Origin of the sequence: Stutzerimonas azotifigens DSM 17556, assembly GCF_000425625.1 — a bacterium.
Classification (GTDB): domain Bacteria; phylum Pseudomonadota; class Gammaproteobacteria; order Pseudomonadales; family Pseudomonadaceae; genus Stutzerimonas; species Stutzerimonas azotifigens.
Genome location: NZ_KE384411.1, coordinates 167,372 through 182,459 on the forward strand (window position 1 = coordinate 167,372; position 15,088 = coordinate 182,459).

At 65.1% G+C, this 15,088-nt stretch carries 23 protein-coding genes and 1 tRNA gene; 21 read left to right on the forward strand and 3 right to left on the reverse strand.

The features are described from left to right. Positions 1 to 97: 97 nt before the first annotated feature. From ygfZ to H610_RS0115395, 3 genes are all read left to right on the forward strand, one after another. A complete protein-coding gene (ygfZ, locus tag H610_RS0115385) occupies positions 98 to 1,048 on the forward strand; it encodes a CAF17-like 4Fe-4S cluster assembly/insertion protein YgfZ (RefSeq protein WP_028240508.1) in 951 nt (316 codons plus the stop codon). A gap of 29 nt (positions 1,049 to 1,077) precedes the next feature. Next, the gene (locus H610_RS0115390; RefSeq protein ID WP_028240509.1) at positions 1,078 to 1,914 is read left to right on the forward strand and encodes an HDOD domain-containing protein; all 837 of its coding nucleotides are present in this window, start codon (positions 1,078 to 1,080) and stop codon (positions 1,912 to 1,914) included. A 162-nt stretch (positions 1,915 to 2,076) separates the two neighbouring features. Beyond that, on the forward strand, positions 2,077 to 2,589 hold the full coding sequence (locus tag H610_RS0115395) for a DUF4142 domain-containing protein (RefSeq protein WP_028240510.1): 513 nt from the start codon (positions 2,077 to 2,079) through the stop codon (positions 2,587 to 2,589). A gap of 49 nt (positions 2,590 to 2,638) precedes the next feature. On the opposite strand, the gene ung is transcribed toward H610_RS0115395, so the two are convergent. After that, on the reverse strand, positions 2,639 to 3,334 hold the full coding sequence (ung, locus tag H610_RS0115400; protein ID WP_028240511.1) for a uracil-DNA glycosylase: 696 nt from the start codon (positions 3,332 to 3,334) through the stop codon (positions 2,639 to 2,641). Positions 3,335 to 3,564: 230 nt separating this feature from the next. Beyond that, complete coding sequence (locus H610_RS0115405) at positions 3,565 to 4,212, reverse strand: DsbA family oxidoreductase (protein ID WP_028240512.1); 648 nt, start codon at positions 4,210 to 4,212, stop codon at positions 3,565 to 3,567. A 137-nt stretch (positions 4,213 to 4,349) separates the two neighbouring features. Here H610_RS0115405 and H610_RS0115410 point away from each other — a divergent pair, with 137 nt between their 5' ends. The 3 genes from H610_RS0115410 to H610_RS0115420 are packed head-to-tail and all read left to right on the forward strand — an operon-like array spanning position 4,350 to position 6,670. Then, positions 4,350 to 4,664: a hypothetical protein gene (locus H610_RS0115410; protein WP_028240513.1), complete on the forward strand. Its 315-nt coding sequence runs from the start codon at positions 4,350 to 4,352 to the stop codon at positions 4,662 to 4,664. A 58-nt stretch (positions 4,665 to 4,722) separates the two neighbouring features. After that, the gene (locus tag H610_RS0115415) at positions 4,723 to 5,538 is read left to right on the forward strand and encodes an enoyl-CoA hydratase (protein ID WP_028240514.1); all 816 of its coding nucleotides are present in this window, start codon (positions 4,723 to 4,725) and stop codon (positions 5,536 to 5,538) included. Positions 5,539 to 5,563: 25 nt separating this feature from the next. Then, positions 5,564 to 6,670, forward strand: a complete 1,107-nt coding sequence (locus H610_RS0115420; protein WP_028240515.1) for an enoyl-CoA hydratase/isomerase family protein — start codon at positions 5,564 to 5,566, stop codon at positions 6,668 to 6,670. A 6-nt stretch (positions 6,671 to 6,676) separates the two neighbouring features. Here H610_RS0115420 and H610_RS24595 read toward each other — a convergent pair whose 3' ends face one another. Then, entirely contained in the window at positions 6,677 to 7,105 is a 429-nt protein-coding gene (locus tag H610_RS24595) for a hypothetical protein (RefSeq protein WP_051231788.1), read from the reverse strand. 177 nt (positions 7,106 to 7,282) lie between these two features. On the opposite strand from H610_RS24595, the gene H610_RS0115430 reads away from it, so the two are divergent. The 15 genes from H610_RS0115430 (at position 7,283) to H610_RS0115500 (ending at position 15,085) form a co-directional block, all read left to right on the forward strand. After that, positions 7,283 to 7,489: a cysteine-rich CWC family protein gene (locus H610_RS0115430; RefSeq protein ID WP_028240516.1), complete on the forward strand. Its 207-nt coding sequence runs from the start codon at positions 7,283 to 7,285 to the stop codon at positions 7,487 to 7,489. Further along, complete coding sequence (locus H610_RS0115435) at positions 7,489 to 8,181, forward strand: pseudouridine synthase (RefSeq protein WP_028240517.1); 693 nt, start codon at positions 7,489 to 7,491, stop codon at positions 8,179 to 8,181. The genes H610_RS0115430 and H610_RS0115435 overlap by 1 nt, the downstream gene beginning before the upstream one ends. Positions 8,182 to 8,247: 66 nt before the next feature. Beyond that, positions 8,248 to 8,321: transfer RNA gene (locus H610_RS0115440), tRNA-Gly, on the forward strand. A gap of 166 nt (positions 8,322 to 8,487) precedes the next feature. Beyond that, positions 8,488 to 9,780, forward strand: coding sequence for a tyrosine-type recombinase/integrase (locus H610_RS0115445; protein WP_028240518.1), 1,293 nt, complete (start codon positions 8,488 to 8,490; stop codon positions 9,778 to 9,780). Beyond that, positions 9,777 to 10,442, forward strand: coding sequence for a hypothetical protein (locus H610_RS0115450; protein ID WP_152529108.1), 666 nt, complete (start codon positions 9,777 to 9,779; stop codon positions 10,440 to 10,442). The genes H610_RS0115445 and H610_RS0115450 overlap by 4 nt, the downstream gene beginning before the upstream one ends. A 104-nt stretch (positions 10,443 to 10,546) precedes the next feature. Then, a complete protein-coding gene (locus tag H610_RS0115455; RefSeq protein ID WP_028240520.1) occupies positions 10,547 to 10,768 on the forward strand; it encodes a helix-turn-helix transcriptional regulator in 222 nt (73 codons plus the stop codon). Next, positions 10,765 to 11,373, forward strand: coding sequence for a tail assembly protein (locus tag H610_RS0115460; RefSeq protein ID WP_028240521.1), 609 nt, complete (start codon positions 10,765 to 10,767; stop codon positions 11,371 to 11,373). Before H610_RS0115455 ends, H610_RS0115460 begins: the two co-directional genes overlap by 4 nt. After that, positions 11,370 to 11,627 carry a hypothetical protein gene (locus tag H610_RS0115465; protein WP_028240522.1) on the forward strand — a complete coding sequence of 86 codons (258 nt, stop codon included), beginning with the start codon at positions 11,370 to 11,372 and terminating at the stop codon, positions 11,625 to 11,627. Before H610_RS0115460 ends, H610_RS0115465 begins: the two co-directional genes overlap by 4 nt. 281 nt (positions 11,628 to 11,908) lie before the next feature. After that, positions 11,909 to 12,076 (forward strand): hypothetical protein, encoded by a 168-nt coding sequence (locus H610_RS25820; RefSeq protein WP_169338862.1) that lies wholly within the window; start codon positions 11,909 to 11,911, stop codon positions 12,074 to 12,076. Next, entirely contained in the window at positions 12,073 to 12,438 is a 366-nt protein-coding gene (locus H610_RS0115475; protein ID WP_028240523.1) for a hypothetical protein, read from the forward strand. The genes H610_RS25820 and H610_RS0115475 overlap by 4 nt, the downstream gene beginning before the upstream one ends. After that, entirely contained in the window at positions 12,435 to 12,791 is a 357-nt protein-coding gene (locus H610_RS0115480) for a hypothetical protein (protein ID WP_028240524.1), read from the forward strand. Before H610_RS0115475 ends, H610_RS0115480 begins: the two co-directional genes overlap by 4 nt. A gap of 2 nt (positions 12,792 to 12,793) precedes the next feature. After that, positions 12,794 to 13,210, forward strand: coding sequence for a virulence-associated protein E (locus tag H610_RS0115485; RefSeq protein WP_051231790.1), 417 nt, complete (start codon positions 12,794 to 12,796; stop codon positions 13,208 to 13,210). Beyond that, positions 13,210 to 14,484: an AAA family ATPase gene (locus H610_RS24000; RefSeq protein WP_051231792.1), complete on the forward strand. Its 1,275-nt coding sequence runs from the start codon at positions 13,210 to 13,212 to the stop codon at positions 14,482 to 14,484. Before H610_RS0115485 ends, H610_RS24000 begins: the two co-directional genes overlap by 1 nt. Beyond that, positions 14,484 to 14,789 (forward strand): hypothetical protein, encoded by a 306-nt coding sequence (locus tag H610_RS0115495; RefSeq protein WP_028240526.1) that lies wholly within the window; start codon positions 14,484 to 14,486, stop codon positions 14,787 to 14,789. Before H610_RS24000 ends, H610_RS0115495 begins: the two co-directional genes overlap by 1 nt. Then, the gene (locus H610_RS0115500; protein WP_028240527.1) at positions 14,783 to 15,085 is read left to right on the forward strand and encodes a single stranded DNA-binding domain-containing protein; all 303 of its coding nucleotides are present in this window, start codon (positions 14,783 to 14,785) and stop codon (positions 15,083 to 15,085) included. The genes H610_RS0115495 and H610_RS0115500 overlap by 7 nt, the downstream gene beginning before the upstream one ends. Positions 15,086 to 15,088 lie beyond the last annotated feature (3 nt).

Sequence of the window (15,088 nt, forward strand, 5' to 3'; positions counted from 1 at the left end):
TCGGCGCGCATTATATCGGCCGGTTGCGTGCCCGCCATCGGCTCGCCAGAGAATCGGCCTCTGCTATGATGGCGCTTCCCTTTCCTGGCGACCGACCATGACCGATACCGCTTTCTTCTGCGCCCTGTCGCACGAGGGTGTCCTGGCCGTCCGTGGCCCGGATGCCGCCAAGTTCCTACAGGGCCAGCTGACCTGCAACCTCAACTACCTGTCCGCCGAGCGCTCCAGCCTCGGTGCCCGCTGCACCCCCAAGGGCCGCATGCAGTCGAGCTTCCGCATCCTCGGCGAGGGCGACGGCTACCTGCTGGCGCTCGCCCGTGAACTGCTCGAGGGGCAGCAGGCGGACCTGAAGAAATACGCGGTGTTCTCCAAGTCGGCCATCGGCGACGAGAGCGACCGCTGGGCCCGCTTCGGTCTGGCCGGCGGCGACACGGCGCTGGTCACCCTCGGCCTCGACCTGCCGCAGGAACCGGACCGGGTCGCGCGCGCCGGCGAACTGCTCGCGGTACGGCTGTCCGACGGCCGCGCCGAGCTGTGGGCCCCGGCCGGGCAGGCCGAATCGATTCGCGGCCGGCTGGCCGCACAGCTGAGCGAAGCGCCGCTGGAACGCTGGCTGCTGGCGCAGGTGCGCGCCGGCATCGGCCAGGTGTTCGGCAGCACGCGCGAGCTGTTCATCCCGCAGATGATCAACCTGCAGGCGCTGGGCGGCGTCAGCTTCAAGAAGGGTTGCTACACCGGCCAGGAGATCGTGGCGCGCATGCAGTACCTGGGCAAGCTCAAGCGCCGCCTGCATCGCCTGTCGCTGGTCGACGTCGGGCAGACCGCCCTGCCCGCCCCCGGCGTCGAACTGTTTTCGCCGGTGCACGGATCGAGCGTCGGCGAGGTCGTGCTGGCCGCGCCGGCCGAACAGGGCATCGAGCTGCTCGCCGTGCTGCAGGAAGACGCCGCAGCCGACGGCCGCATCTACCTCGGCTCGCCCGACGGGCTGCCGCTCACCCCTCTGGATCTGCCGTACACCCTGGATGCCGATAAGGAAATCCAGCGCTGAATGACTCAGCCTCATATAAAGGAATCGACATGAGCACCCTAGCCGACAAAGTCCAACTGGAGCTGACCCAGGCCATCGATCACGACGCGCTGGTGCTGCCGACGCTGCCGGAAGTGGCCCTGCGCGTACGCGAAGCGGCCGAGGACCCGAACATCAGCATCCCGGCCATCTGCAAGGTGATCGGCAACGATGCGGCGCTGACCGCGCGCATCATCAAGGTGGTGAACAGCCCACTGCTGCGCACCAACCGCGAGATCAACGACCTGCAGATGGCGGTCTCGCGCCTGGGCATCAACTACACCTGCAACCTGGCGACCGGCCTGGCCATGGAACAGATGTTCCAGGCGACCACCGACGTGGTCGATCGCAAGCTGCGCGAAGTGTGGAACAAGAGCGCCGAGATCGCCGGGATCGCCTATGTGCTGTGCCGCCACTACACCCGCCTGATGCCGGACCAGGCGACGCTCGCCGGGCTGGTGCACCAGATCGGCGTGCTGCCGATCCTGACCTATGCCGAGGAACACGGCGCGCTGCTGGCCGACTCCATCAGCCTGAACCGCGTGATTGAGAAGATCCATCCGATCATCGGCGAGAAGATCCTGCGCACCTGGGACTTCCCCGAGCACATCGCCTGCGTGCCGGCGGCCTACCTGAACTTCACCCGCCACTCGCCCGCCGTCGACTATGTCGACATCGTCCAGGTGGCGACCCTGCAGTCCTACATCGGCACCGAGCACCCGTTCGCCCGGCTCGACTGGAGCGGCATTCCCGCCTTCGCCAAGCTGGGGCTCGATCCGAACTCGCAGGCCGAGGACGACGAAGACCTCTCCGCGGCGATGGATGCCGCCATGGGCATGCTCCAGTAACCGCTCCGGCGGGGCCGCCCGGCTCCGCCGCCTTTCCGCTTCTGCGTCGACCGTTCGACGGCCCGCAGGAACCGCCTTTCTCCGCCGCACGTCCGAACTCATGACGGTCAGCCGCACACGCATGGCGTGCACGGCCCATGTTCAACGAGCAGGAGAAAAACAATGATCCGACAATCCAGAGCCTTCCTCGCGGGCGCTCTCGCCCTTTTGTTCGCCTTTGCCAGCAGCCAGGCGCTGGCCCAGGCGGAAAGCTTCGTCGACGACGCCTCGGCCAAAGGCATGGCGGAAATCGAGACGGCCAGGCTGGCGCTGGAGAAGAGCCAGGCGCAGGACATCAAGGACTTCGCCAACCGCATGGTCGAGGACCACACCCAGGCCAACCAGACGCTCGCCCAGCTGGCCAGCGAGAAGAACCTGGAGATGTCCGACCGCGCCATGCTGATGGACAAGGCCAAGGCCATGATCCTGCAGCTGCGCGATGGCGAGAACTTCGACGAGGCCTACGCGAACAACCAGGTGGTCGCCCACGAGCAGACCATCGAGCTGTACCGCGAATACGTGAAGAGCGGCGAAAACCCCGACCTCAAGCAGTACGCCGAATCGACCCTGCCCAAGCTCGAGGAACACCTGAAGATGGCCAAGGAGCTGCAGACGAAGTACGCCGGCAAGAACTGACGCCGGGGCGGCGGCGTTCGCGTCGCATCTTGGTCCGGCCCGGTCGTGGTCAGACCGTGGCCGGCAACCTCCAGTCGATGGGCGTCAGGCCGTGCTGCTGGAGGAACTTGTTGGCCCGGCTGAAATGCCCGTTGCCGAGAAAGCCACGGTGCGCCGACAACGGCGAGGGGTGCGCGGATTTCAGGATCAGATGGCGCGTCCCGTCGATCAGCTTGGCCTTGCTCTGCGCATGCGAGCCCCAGAGCATGAACACCAGGTGCGGCCGCTCAGCGCTGACCACCTCGATCACCCGGTCGGTGAAACGCTGCCAGCCTGCCTTGGCGTGAGAACCGGCCTGGCCCCGCTCCACCGTCAGCGAAGTGTTGAGCAGCAGCACGCCCTGGTCCGCCCAGGCCTGCAGATAGCCGTGGGCCGGCATGTCCAGGTTCAGGTCGCGCTTGATTTCCTTGTAGATGTTCTGCAGCGAGGGCGGCACCGCGACACCCGGCTGCACCGAGAAGCTCAGGCCGTGCGCCTGGCCAGGCCCGTGATAGGGATCCTGCCCGAGAATCACCACCTTGACCTTGTCCAGCGGCGTCGAATTGAGCGCGTTGAAGATCAGCGGGCCCGGCGGGAAGATCTGCTTGCCGGCGGTCTTCTCCTGGCGCAGGAAGTCGCGTAGCGCCTGCATGTAGGGCTGTTCGAATTCGTCGCGCAAGGCCTCCTTCCAGCTGGCCTCGAGCTTGATGCGATCTTCCTGGGTCATGCGATTCCTCCAAGGTGGCGCTGCACCCTAGATAAGCCGTGCCGCTGCTGTCAATTCGTGCGCCCGCGCGTCTGCGAGCTACGTCGAAAAGGGCCCGACCCGGATCAGCCATTGCCCCCGCCGTAGGCTGGGTTATGCGCACATGCATGTAGGGTGGGCCGGGCGGCGTTCCGCTTCAGCCCACCAATGGCCTCGTCGACCCAACAGGCACCGGTGGGCTGAAGCCCACCCTAGGGTCGGACGACTTGGCCCGAGCGCAGCAGTACCCGCTCCACCGCCTGGCGCAGCGCCGGATGGTCCACCGCTCCATGCAGTTGCACGCCATCCTCCAGCGGCTCGCCCGCCCGCCGCACCACCAGGGTCGGCACTGCCGAGATGTTCAGTTGCTCCGCGGTCTGGCGGTCGCTGAACACCTCTTCCAGATAGCGCCCGGTGTCGATCGCCTCGGCCAGCGCCTGCGGGTCCAGCCCCTGCTCGCGGCCGAGGTCGAGCAGCACGCTCTCTTCGCCGATGTCGCGCCCGTCCTCGAAGAAGGCCGCGAACAGCGCCTCGTGGACCGCCTGGAAGCGCCCGTGGTCGCGGGCGAACGCCGCCAGCTCGAAGGCCATGCGACTGCGCGGCTGCAGCGGCGGCAGCCGCAGGATCATCCGCCGCAGGTCGGCGAGCGGGTAGACCGCCCGGTCCCAGGTGCTCTGCAGGTAGTCGCCGGCAGGTTCCAGGGCCGGCATCGGCTCCGGGCGCAACTCGAACGCCGGCCAGCGCACCGCCACGGCATCGCCGAGGTCGGTCTGCAACTGCCTGATCACCGGTAGTTCGAGATAGCAGAACGGGCATACATAGTCGCTCCACACATCCAGCTGGATCTTCCGCGCCGTCATCGCTGCCTCCGCATGAAGTCGGTACGGCAATCGACCGATTCGCGCCGCGCAAATTCCTGTCGGTTGCGTCAGACAACGGGAACATTGCCGGCGCTGGTCGGGCCAAAGGGCTAATGGACGAGCGAGCAGGTGCCACCATGAGCAAGATGTTCAAACCGGATGCGGAGCAACCCTATTTCGACGCACCCGAGCACATTCCCCCGGGCAGCGACCACCAGATCCCGCACAGCCACCGCTGCCTGTACCAGGGCTACGACATCATCGTGCACCTGGTCGGCTACGAATATGAAAGCCTGGGGCAGACGCTCTGGGCGATGGGCGTCGAGATCGTCCGCGACCGGCAGATCCTCAGCCCGGTGCAGGTCGACCAGGAACGCCACTACCCGAGCGTGCAACAGGCGGCCGCGCGCGGCGTCGAATGGGGACGACAACTGGTCGACCAGCTCGGTTGACGCTTGTCGCGCACAGACGCTACAGACCGGTCGCATTCGCTGAAGGACGCGCACAACCATGAGCACTGCCATCGAGCCCTATCAGTCCGGTGTCTTCGACCTCACCCACAAGCTCACCGTGGAAAAGCACGGGCATACCGCGCTGATCACCATCAACCACCCGCCGGCCAACACCTGGGATCGCGAATCCCTGATCGGCCTGCGGCAGGTGATCGAGCACCTGAACCACGACGACGACATCTACGCCCTGGTGATCACCGGCCAGGGCGACAAGTTCTTCAGCGCCGGGGCCGACCTCAAGCAGTTCGCCGACGGCGACCGCCTGCGCGCGCGCGAGATGGCGCGCCGCTTCGGCGATGCCTTCGAGGCGCTGAGGTATTTCCGCGGCGTCTCCATCGCCGCGATCAACGGCTACGCCCTGGGCGGCGGGCTGGAGTGCGCGCTGGCCTGCGACCTGCGCATCGCCGAGCGCGCCCAGCTCGGGCTGCCGGAAGCGGGCGTCGGCCTGCTGCCCTGCGGTGGCGGCACCCAGGCGCTGGCCTGGCTGGTCGGCGAAGGCTGGGCCAAGCGCATGATCCTCTGCGGTGAACGGCTCAATGCCGAGACGGCGCTGCGCATCGGCCTGGTCGAACAGGTGGTCGAAAGCGGCGAGTCGCGCGGGCACGCGCTGCTGCTGGCGACCCGCGTCGCCCGCCAGAGTCCTGTCGCGGTACGCGAGATCAAGCCGCTGATCGATTGCGTGCGCAGCCGCGGCCCAGCGACCCTCGGCGCAGCCGAGCGCGAAGCCTTTGTCGAGCTGTTCGAATACGAGGACACCCGCGAAGGCGTCAACGCCTTCCTCGAGAAACGCGAGCCGGTCTGGCACAACCGCTGACCGCCCACCACCGCCGGGACACGTCATGAAGGTACGCTTCGAAGAACGCCCCGCCTTGCACGGCGCCCGCATCGGCATCGCCACCCTGGATGCCGAACTCAGCCTCAACGCGCTCGACCTGCCGATGATCGAGGCGCTGCTCGACCGGCTAGGCCAGTGGGCCGAAGACCCTGACCTGGTCTGCGTGCTGCTGCGCGGCGCCGGGCCGAAGGCCTTCTGCGCAGGCGGCGACGTGCGCCGGCTGGCGCAGGCCTGCCGGGAGCGTCCCGGCGAGGTGCCGCCGTTGGCGGCGCGCTTCTTCGCCGACGAGTACCGCCTGGACTATCGCCTGCACACCTATCCCAAGCCGCTGCTGTGCTGGGCGCACGGCTTCGTCATGGGCGGCGGCATGGGCCTGCTGCAGGGCGCGCGGGTGCGCATCGTCACCCCGGGCAGCCGCCTGGCCATGCCGGAGATCGGCATCGGCCTGTTCCCCGACGTCGGCGGCAGCTGGTTCCTGTCCCGCCTGCCCGGCCGGCTCGGCCTGTTCCTCGGTCTGACCGCCACCCAGCTGAACGCCGCCGACGCGCTCGATCTCGGCCTCGCCGACCGCTGCCTGCGCGATGACCAGCTCGACGAGCTGCTGCACGGGCTGGTGCAGATCAACTGGCGGGAGCAGAGCGCGCGGCAGCTCAACAGCCTGCTCCAGGCGCTGGCGCTGGACGCCCGGGACGCGCTGCCCGAGCCGCAACTGGCGCCACGCCGGGCGGCCATCGACGCGCTGCTCGACGTGGCTGACCTGCCCGGCGCCTGGCATGCGCTGGTGTCCCGCCAGGGCGACGCAGACCCGCTGCTGGCCAAGGGCGCCGACACCCTCGCCGCCGGCTGCCCGCTCACTGCCCATCTGGTCTGGGAGCAACTGCGCCGCGGACGCTATCGGTCGCTGGCCGAAGTGTTCCGGATGGAATACGCCATGAGCCTGAACTGCTGCCGTCACCCCGAATTCGCCGAGGGCGTGCGGGCCCGGCTGATCGACAAGGACCAGCGCCCGAAATGGCACTGGCCCGAGGTCGACGAAGTGCCGCAGGCGGCGGTGGACGCGCATTTCCTGCCAACCTGGCAAGGCGCCCATCCGCTCGCCGACCTGCTCTGACCGGGCTCAGTTTCGATAGGAGCGGAAATAGAACTGGCTGCGCGGCTGCGCATAGGGCTGGCGGTAGCCGTGATTGCGCCCGTAGCCAGGGTCCCGTCCGAAGCGGGAATCCCGGCGGGAGCGGTCGCGCCAGTCGTAACGGCGCTCGTGCGGATGGTCGAAGCGACGCGAGCCCGACCAGTCGCCCGGGCGGATGGTCCGCGGGTAGCTGTCGCGGTATTGCGGCGGCACGTAGGTCCGGCCGTTCGGCGGCAGGTTCTGCCGGTACTGCGGATGGTTCGAATAGGGGCTGCGTGGATCGTAGCGATACTGCTGGACCGGCTGTCGATAGCCGTCGCCTGGCTGGTACACCCAGACGCTGCCGCGCCAATCCCCCGCCTGGACCTGGCCGCCGAGCAGCAGACCGGCCGTGATCAGCAATGCCTTGAGCTTCATACGTCCTCCCGGCCGCGGGTGCATTTTCCCGGCAGCCTGCAGACATCAGACCACAACTGCCGCCACCCAATAAGGCGCATGGACGGATGGAGGGTATCAAGGTGTGTCCGCCATCGCACAACGGTTGCAAGGCACCACGGCGGCGACCACCATAGCCGGTCTTCCGCGGATATTGCCATGCCCTCGCCCACACCCACCCGCTGCCCGCTGTGCGGCCAACCCAACGTCTGCGGGCAGACCGAAGGCTCCGAAGCGGCCGAGCGCTGCTGGTGTTTCGACGTGACCATCGCGCCGCAAGCGCTGGCGCAGATCCCCCCGGCCCAACGGGGCAAGGCCTGTCTGTGCAGGCGCTGCGCGACCGGCGAACGGGAACGCCCACGCTGATGCGTCTCGACCGCCTGCTCGCCAACCAGCCGCACCTCAGCCGCCAGGACGCCCGCCTGCTGCTCGCCCGCGGCCAGGTCAGGGTCGATGGCCAGGTCGTCCGCGACGCGGCCCACGAAGTACGCGCCTTCGCCCGGGTGGAGGCCGACGGCCTGCCGATCCAGAGCGGCTGCACTGCGCGCTACTTCATGCTGCACAAGCCGGCCGGCTACGTCAGCGCCACCCGCGACCCGCAGCATCCCACGGTGCTCGACCTGCTCGAGGAATCCGACCGCGCCGACCTGCACATCGCCGGGCGCCTGGACGGCAACACCACCGGCCTGCTGCTGGTGACCAACGACGGCCGCTGGTCCCGGCGCCTGACCCAGCCCGACAGCCAGCTCGGCAAGGTCTACCGTGTGGACACCGCGCACGACATCGACCCGGCCTGCGTCGAGCATTTCGCCGCCGGGCTGTATTTCCGCTTCGAGAACCTCATCACCCGCCCCGCCCGGCTCGAACTGCTCGGCCCGAGGCAGGCCCGCCTGACGCTGCACGAAGGCCGTTACCACCAGGTCAAGCGCATGTTCGGCCGCTTCCGCAACCCGGTCACCGCCCTGCACCGCGAACGCATGGGCCCCATCGTGCTCGATCCGGCACTGGGCCCGGGCCAGTACCGCGCCCTGACCATCGAAGAGATCGCCAGCGTCTGACGCCCCGACGAAAAGTGCACGCCCCGCTTCATTTGCCGGCCGCCTTCTGGTAAAAAGGCACCCCACGCGGGCGTCGTATAATGGCATTACCTGAGCTTCCCAAGCTCATGACGAGGGTTCGATTCCCTTCGCCCGCTCCACATAGCAGTTTCTAGATGCTCCCACATGCACTAGAAACACTCTCGAAGCCCCGCCTAGTGCGGGGTTTCTTGTTTCTGCACGCCTACTAATGCGCCCGTATAGCATTGCCTCCGGTGTACACCAGCATGTACACTCACCTCAGATACCTAACTAAGGTGTACACGGATGAAGCGTTCAGAGATCAGAAAGCGCCCTCTCGCCGACACGGTATTAGCGAGCCTTGAGCCTGAAGCCAAGGAATACCGGGAGCTGGATGGCAATGGCCTGTATCTGCGCGTGAAGCCCAACGGACAGAAAGGCTGGCTGCTGCGCCACAAGAAGCCAGATGGACGTTGGGGCTGGCTCGGCCTAGGCGGCTACCCTGACGTACCGGCCAAGGTGGCGCGTAAGAAGGCGTTAGAGCTGCGCGATCTGGTGGCCGATGGTATTGACCCGGTCCAGCACAAGGCAGCGCAGAGAGCGGCCAGGGAAGCCACAGTGCTAAACCCTTTTCGCGAGTCGGTAGCCTACTGGTATCAGCGCAAGGTGGATGATGGCCTGGCCGAGAGCACGCTTCGTCTGATGCGTGGCTACCTGGACAACGACATCCTGCCGGCCCTGGGTGACAAGCCCATCACCGAGATAAGTCCGCGCGACTGTGCCGCTTTGCAGGAAAAGATTGAGGCCCGAGGGGCGACCAATACCCGGGACAAGATCCGCGTTGCCCTGCGTCAGATATTCAGTCAAGCGATCGCTCGGGGGCTGTGCGAGGTGAACCCAGCCTCCGAGCTGGCCACCATTGCCACCAAGAAGCCCAAGGCTCAGCACTATCCTCACCTTCTTGAGCCCGAACTGCCTGCCTTCCTGCATGCTCTGCGTAACAGCACCAGCCGGACGCCTGCCCGTACAGCAACCTGGCTGTGCCTCTGGACGGCCTCCCGCCCCGGCATGGTGCGCTGGGCTGAGTGGACAGAGATCGACTTTGAGGCGGCCTTGTGGACTATCCCAGCAGCCAAGATGAAGACGCGCCGTGACCATGTGGTGCCGCTGTCACGGCAAGCCCTCGAAGCTCTGCGCGAGCTCCACAGAATCACCGGCCGCGGTCGCTATCTGTTCCCTGGTATCGGTGCCAAGCAGCCCGTTATCAGCGAGAACACGATCAACCTGACACTCCGCAAGATCGGCTATCGCGGCCGTCTTGTCGGTCACGGAACACGGCACACGGCATCGACCCTGCTTCGTGAGCACGGCTGGAATAGAGATCACGTCGAGGCGCAGCTAGCGCACAAGGAGGCTGGGGTGGCTGGCATCTACAACCAGGCCCAGTACCTACCCCAGCGCCGCGCAATGATGCAGTGGTATTGCGATTATCTAGATTGCCTGGCTGACGGCATGACGCCCGCCCATCGGGCTGATTTCGACAGGCGGGTCAATATCACTGACTCAAACGTGGTCGTGCTGGAGATGGCCCGCGCATGAAAAACGACAAAAAGCCTGATGCTGTACCTACAGAACCAGCAAAACACGAAGAGGAATTCAGCGCCCACGGGTGGGTGAGAGAAGTGGAAAACTGGTTTGATCGCGATAATCCCACTGCGATCTTGAGTTATCTGGACCGAGCCGTTGAACCGCTTCTGTTTCATGAGGACACTAAGCACCACGCCGCCGAATTGTTGAGGGAAATATCGGCCTTTCAAGAGCTAGACGCCGCCTACAAGGCAGACGGTTCTGACCAAAACTACCGCAAGGCCCTTGTGGCAATGTTCACGCTTGGGGCCTGCGCGAAAAGCCTTGAAGAAGAACGGCACTTCCCAAGCAACCGGAAGCTGAAGGCACTCCAGCGGGACATCGATCAGCACACACGTTTTATTCAAATGAGAGAGGCGAACCGAGACAGAGACGTTGGTCGCGCAGTGGTCAATAGCATCGCGTGTGACTATGCGCGCCTTAGATGGAGCGAGGACAAGGAGCAGAAGCTAAGAACAAGCGACATGGCAGAAATCGTCTGGGCATGGATGGCAGAGCACGAACGGCTACTTGAGTACAGGCCATCCGATATAGCCGGCCTCAAAAAGTGGCTTAGGCCGGTTGCCGCTGAGTTCCCCCACGCAAACAAACCGGGGCGCACTGCTAAGAGATAAATCGTTCTCCCCGGCTCGATAATCATATTTACCGAGTCGGGAGCGAGTTTTTATCCTATTTCGCGTGTGAATAATGGGGGGCGTCACCACACGGAGGCGCCCAAATGCACCTAGACACACCCCCAAGCAAAGCCCTTATCCGCCAGTCTGCGCTCTGCGACTGGCTGGACCTGTCCCGCTCCGGTCTGGACAAGCTCCGCAAGAAAGACCCCACCTTCCCCAAGCCCCTCAAGGATGGCGATAGCCGCCAAGCCGCTGCGTTCTACGTCGTGGCCGAAGTAGATGCTTGGCTGCGTTCCAAGATCGAAGCGAGGGACGCCGCATGAACAGCGTCCTCAACTATCAACCGATGTGCACCATCAAGCTATCGGGCTCTCTCGCCCAAATGTTCGGCCGTGAGCACAAGAGGCGACTGGAGACGGGTTCGACGCGAGAGGCCTTCAGCGCACTGAAACATACTCTGCCCGGCTTCGAAGCGTTCATTCAGGCTGCAGCGAGGAAGGGCCTGCGGTATGCCATCTTCCGTAATCGCAAAAACGTCGGGGAGGACGAGTTCGGGCTTGGCGGCACTACCGAAATTCGCATCGTTCCAGTCATCACGGGCAGCAAGCGTGCGGGGGCTCTGCAGACGATTGTCGGCGCCGTGATGATCGTCGTCGGGGTCATCCTGGCCTTCACGCCGTTCAGTGCGGCCTCGCCATACCTGATCAAGGGCGGCATCGCAGTGATGGCCGGCGGCGTCATCCAAATGCTCAGCCCCCAAGCCAAGGGACTAAAGGGCAGAGAGGACCCCGGCAACCAGCCGAGCTATGCGTTCGGTGGGCCGGTGAATACGACCGCCATGGGTAATCCGGTCGGCATTCTCGCAGGCCGCCGGCGGATCGGCGGGGCCGTCATCTCGGCCGGGATCTACGCGGAGGATGCGCAATGAAAGAGCAACACATCAGCCCTGACCCTAACTCCTTCGACATGGCCACGCACATGGACTTCGGGCTGTCCCAAGTCCTGCCGTCGATCGCTCGCTATGCCGCCGACAACGGGCACCCTATCGAGGCCGCGCTGGTCGCCTGCTTCATGATCCTGTCCACTGCCCTGCACGTCCATGGCGTGAGCAGCGAGGAGCAGATCAGCCTGGTGGACGTCGCTCGCCCTCAAAAGTGGTTGCCGCCGGAGACGATGCAATGATGGCCCTTGCACACACACGTCCCCGCATGTATCGTCGGCCTGTCGCTGCAAATTCAGCGACCGACCTTGGCCGGTCGAAAAGCACGAGGCGCACAGGCGCCCATCAACCGATTGCAGGCGCTTTTTTTGTGCCCGCCGCTTCGCGTTATGGCAGCTGTGCGTGGGACACCTTCGGGTGTGCCGGGAACCTTGTGCCCCGGTCGGCCAACCCGCGTACAGCTGTCACCATCCCTTGCTTGGCCGCAGGCGGTGGCAGCTCCATAGCACAAGGAGCTCCACGCATGTCCCGCATCCTCAGCCTCAATCCGTCCCGCGCACGCGCAGCAGCACACAAGGCGATGGCTTTGGCCGCCCTTCGCAGCCGCTCGAGCCTGTCCGTCCGTCTCTCCCGCTACAACGCTCACATGACCAAGGCCCGCGCCCTGGAAGCGATGGAGGTGGCGCAATGAGCACTCGCCCCATCACCTCTCGCAATGACCTGAGCTTTACCGGCCTCACTGCCGACAATCCGCCGCGCCGCATCAACTGGGCACCTGTCCGGGTACCTCTCCAGCGGGACCAATGGAACAAGGAGTACGACCTTGGCTTAGGCATGGCTGAGGAAGTTCGCGCGCTTCATACGGCCAATGAGATGGACGCTTTCCTCGCCATCCAGCTCGCGTTCAATGATCCCGCTTGGAAGGTCACTGGCGCAGGCGCAGAGTTGGGCTTCGCCGCTGGTATCGCTGCGTTGGCAATAGTCGGTATGCGTGCCCTTGAGCAAGGAGCTGCGCCATTCGATCCTGAAGAGGCCAGGAGGGCTGCAAAATGATCCAGTTCCGACTGAAAAGCGGCCAGCTCGTGACGGTGGAGCACTCGGGCTTCGTACAGTGTGCGATCAAGATCCGCTACCCCGAACAGGACTATGCCGTCTGGTCTCCAGAGGTAGTTAGCCGCGGCCTGGCTAACGAAATGCTGGAAATGCTCACCCCTGCGTTTCCCGCCTGTGAGCTGAGCATCGAGCGGTTCACCAGAGCCGCCGAGGACCTGCCAGCCGCCCTCCAGGAATCGGACCGGGTACTCGCCATTGTCTTGGCCGTCCGCGGCTCGGATCACCCGGGGCAGGACCTCATCAAGCAAACCGGCCTCTTTCACAGCGCCCCCAGGCCCGAGCAGAGGGTTTAACTATGACCATTCAAAACGGCGCACTCGCGCCGACGGGATCGGCTTGCCTTGAGAAAGTGCTCTCTCGGCTCGACAAGGTGAAGGCGGCCGGTGCGGGCAAGTGGAAAGCCTGTTGCCCGGCGCACGACGACCGCGACCCGAGCCTGAGCATCAGGGAGGCCGAGGACGGCAAGGTGCTGCTCCATTGCTGGGCGGGCTGCTCGACTTCCGACATTACCGCCGCAATCGGGCTGGAACTCCGCGATCTGTTCCCCTCTTCCGAACGCAAAGGCGCCCCACGAGGGCCCAGCAGAGAGGCGAAGCAGCTGGAGGGCTGGATACTCAGCATTGGGATCAGCCACATCCAGCGCGGCGTCCCGATGAGCCAGGCCGATCAAGAACGCTTTGAGCTGGCCAAACGCCGGCTGGGGGTGCAGTGATGGCTGTCATTGAATCGATCAAGAAGGAATGGGCGGAGGCTGCCGCGAAGGATATGTGGCGAGCAAACGCCGTCCCGGCTAGCCAGATCACGCCTGCGGCCATTCATTGGGCATGGCCCGGCTGGCTGGCACTCGGAAAGCTGACCATCCTCGCGGGCGCTGGAGGAACGGGCAAAACGACCCTATCGCTGGGGCTCGCTGCGACCCTGACATGTGGCGGCCGCTGGCCGGATGGAGCGATCTGCCGCGAGCGGCGGAGCGCCATGATCTGGTCGAGCGAAGACGACGCGGCCGACACCATCGTGCCGCGCCTGATTGCAGCCGGAGCCGATCTGAACAAGGTCTTCATCCTGCAGGGCCGAGTAAACGGCCTGGGCGAGACAGAGCCTTTCGACCCGGCCAAGGATGCCGACTTGCTGGCCGAGGCGCTGGAGAGGATCGGCGACGTGGGGCTGATTTTGATCGACCCTATTGTGTCGGCTGTTGCGGGTGACATGAATCAGGCCAACCAGGTGCGCCGGGCGCTTCAGGGGCTGGTCGACCTGGCTGAGCAGTACGACTGCGCTGTGCTGGGCATCACGCACTTCTCCAAGGGGAGCGCGGGGAACAACCCCGCCGAGCGTGTCCTGGGCTCGCAGGCCTTCGGCGCCCTCGCTCGGACAGTGCTGGTGGCGGCCAAGCAGGAGGACTCGGATCTGCGGGTACTGGCCCGGGCGAAATCGAACATCGCGGTAGACGACGGCGGGTGCTCGTACTCGATCGAGGAATGCACGGTCGGTGACGGAATCACCACAACGCGCGTGCTATGGGGCGACACGATCGAGGGAACCGCGCGGGAAATTCTCGCAGACGTGGAGCGCGTAGAAAGCGAAGAGTCCGGCGAGAAAGAGGACGCCGAGCAGTTCCTGGCAAGCCTACTGGCTGACGGCCCTGTTCCGGTCAAGCAAGTCAAGGGAGATGCGGCCGGCGCAGGACACGCCTGGCGAACGGTCGAGCGAGCGAAAAAATCTCTCGGCGTTGAAGCCGTCAAGGTTGGCCTGAAAGAAGGGTGGGTTTGGAGGCTCGGCGCCGAAGACCGCCAACTTACCCCGAAGACCGCCACAAAAAAGAATGGCGGTCTTCGGGAAAAAGTGGCGGTCTTCGGGAATGACCTGGCGGCCTTCGAGCCCCCGTTCGTGCCCTTCGATGCACCTTCGGGACCGCCGAGCATAGTGAGAGATCCCGCCGTCCATCTTGACGTCGCTTTCGATGATGCGGACGAGGAGGAAGTCTGATGGGCGCGATTGACTACCTCCGCGAGCGAGGATTTGCCGCCCGCCTGAGCGGCAAGCGTGTCCGGGTTTCGCCCGCCAGCAGGCTGACCGAAGACGTTCGTCGATACATCAAGGCTCACCGCCTGGAATTGCTGGCCGAGCTGGCGTCGGGTGATGGCCAGGAGCGGCGCTGCCACTGGAAGGTGCTGCTCCCGGGCCGGCCGCCCTTCGTAATGATCTGCGAGCCAATAACGCGGCATGAGGCCCTGTCCGACGTGCAGAGCCGATGGCCGGACGCAACTATCAAGGAGGAACACCAATGCTGACATCCATGATTACCGGACGCCTGGTCAAGGCTCCTCAGCTCAATGCAGACGGCCGCTATGTGGCGACCGTGGCGGGCCTCGGCGATGACCGCTCCGTAAGAGTCGTCTGCCGGCGCAAGGCGCACGCCAACCAGCTGCTGGAATTGCCGCAAGGGTCACCCGTGGCGGTATCTGGCCTGCTGCGCATCTCGCCGGTCATCAACGACAAGGGGGAGCCACTGGCGCTGCTGACCCTGGAAGTGACCGCGATTCTCACCCCGCAACCCAAAGGCCTGCTGGCCCGCCTTTTCACTTGAGGA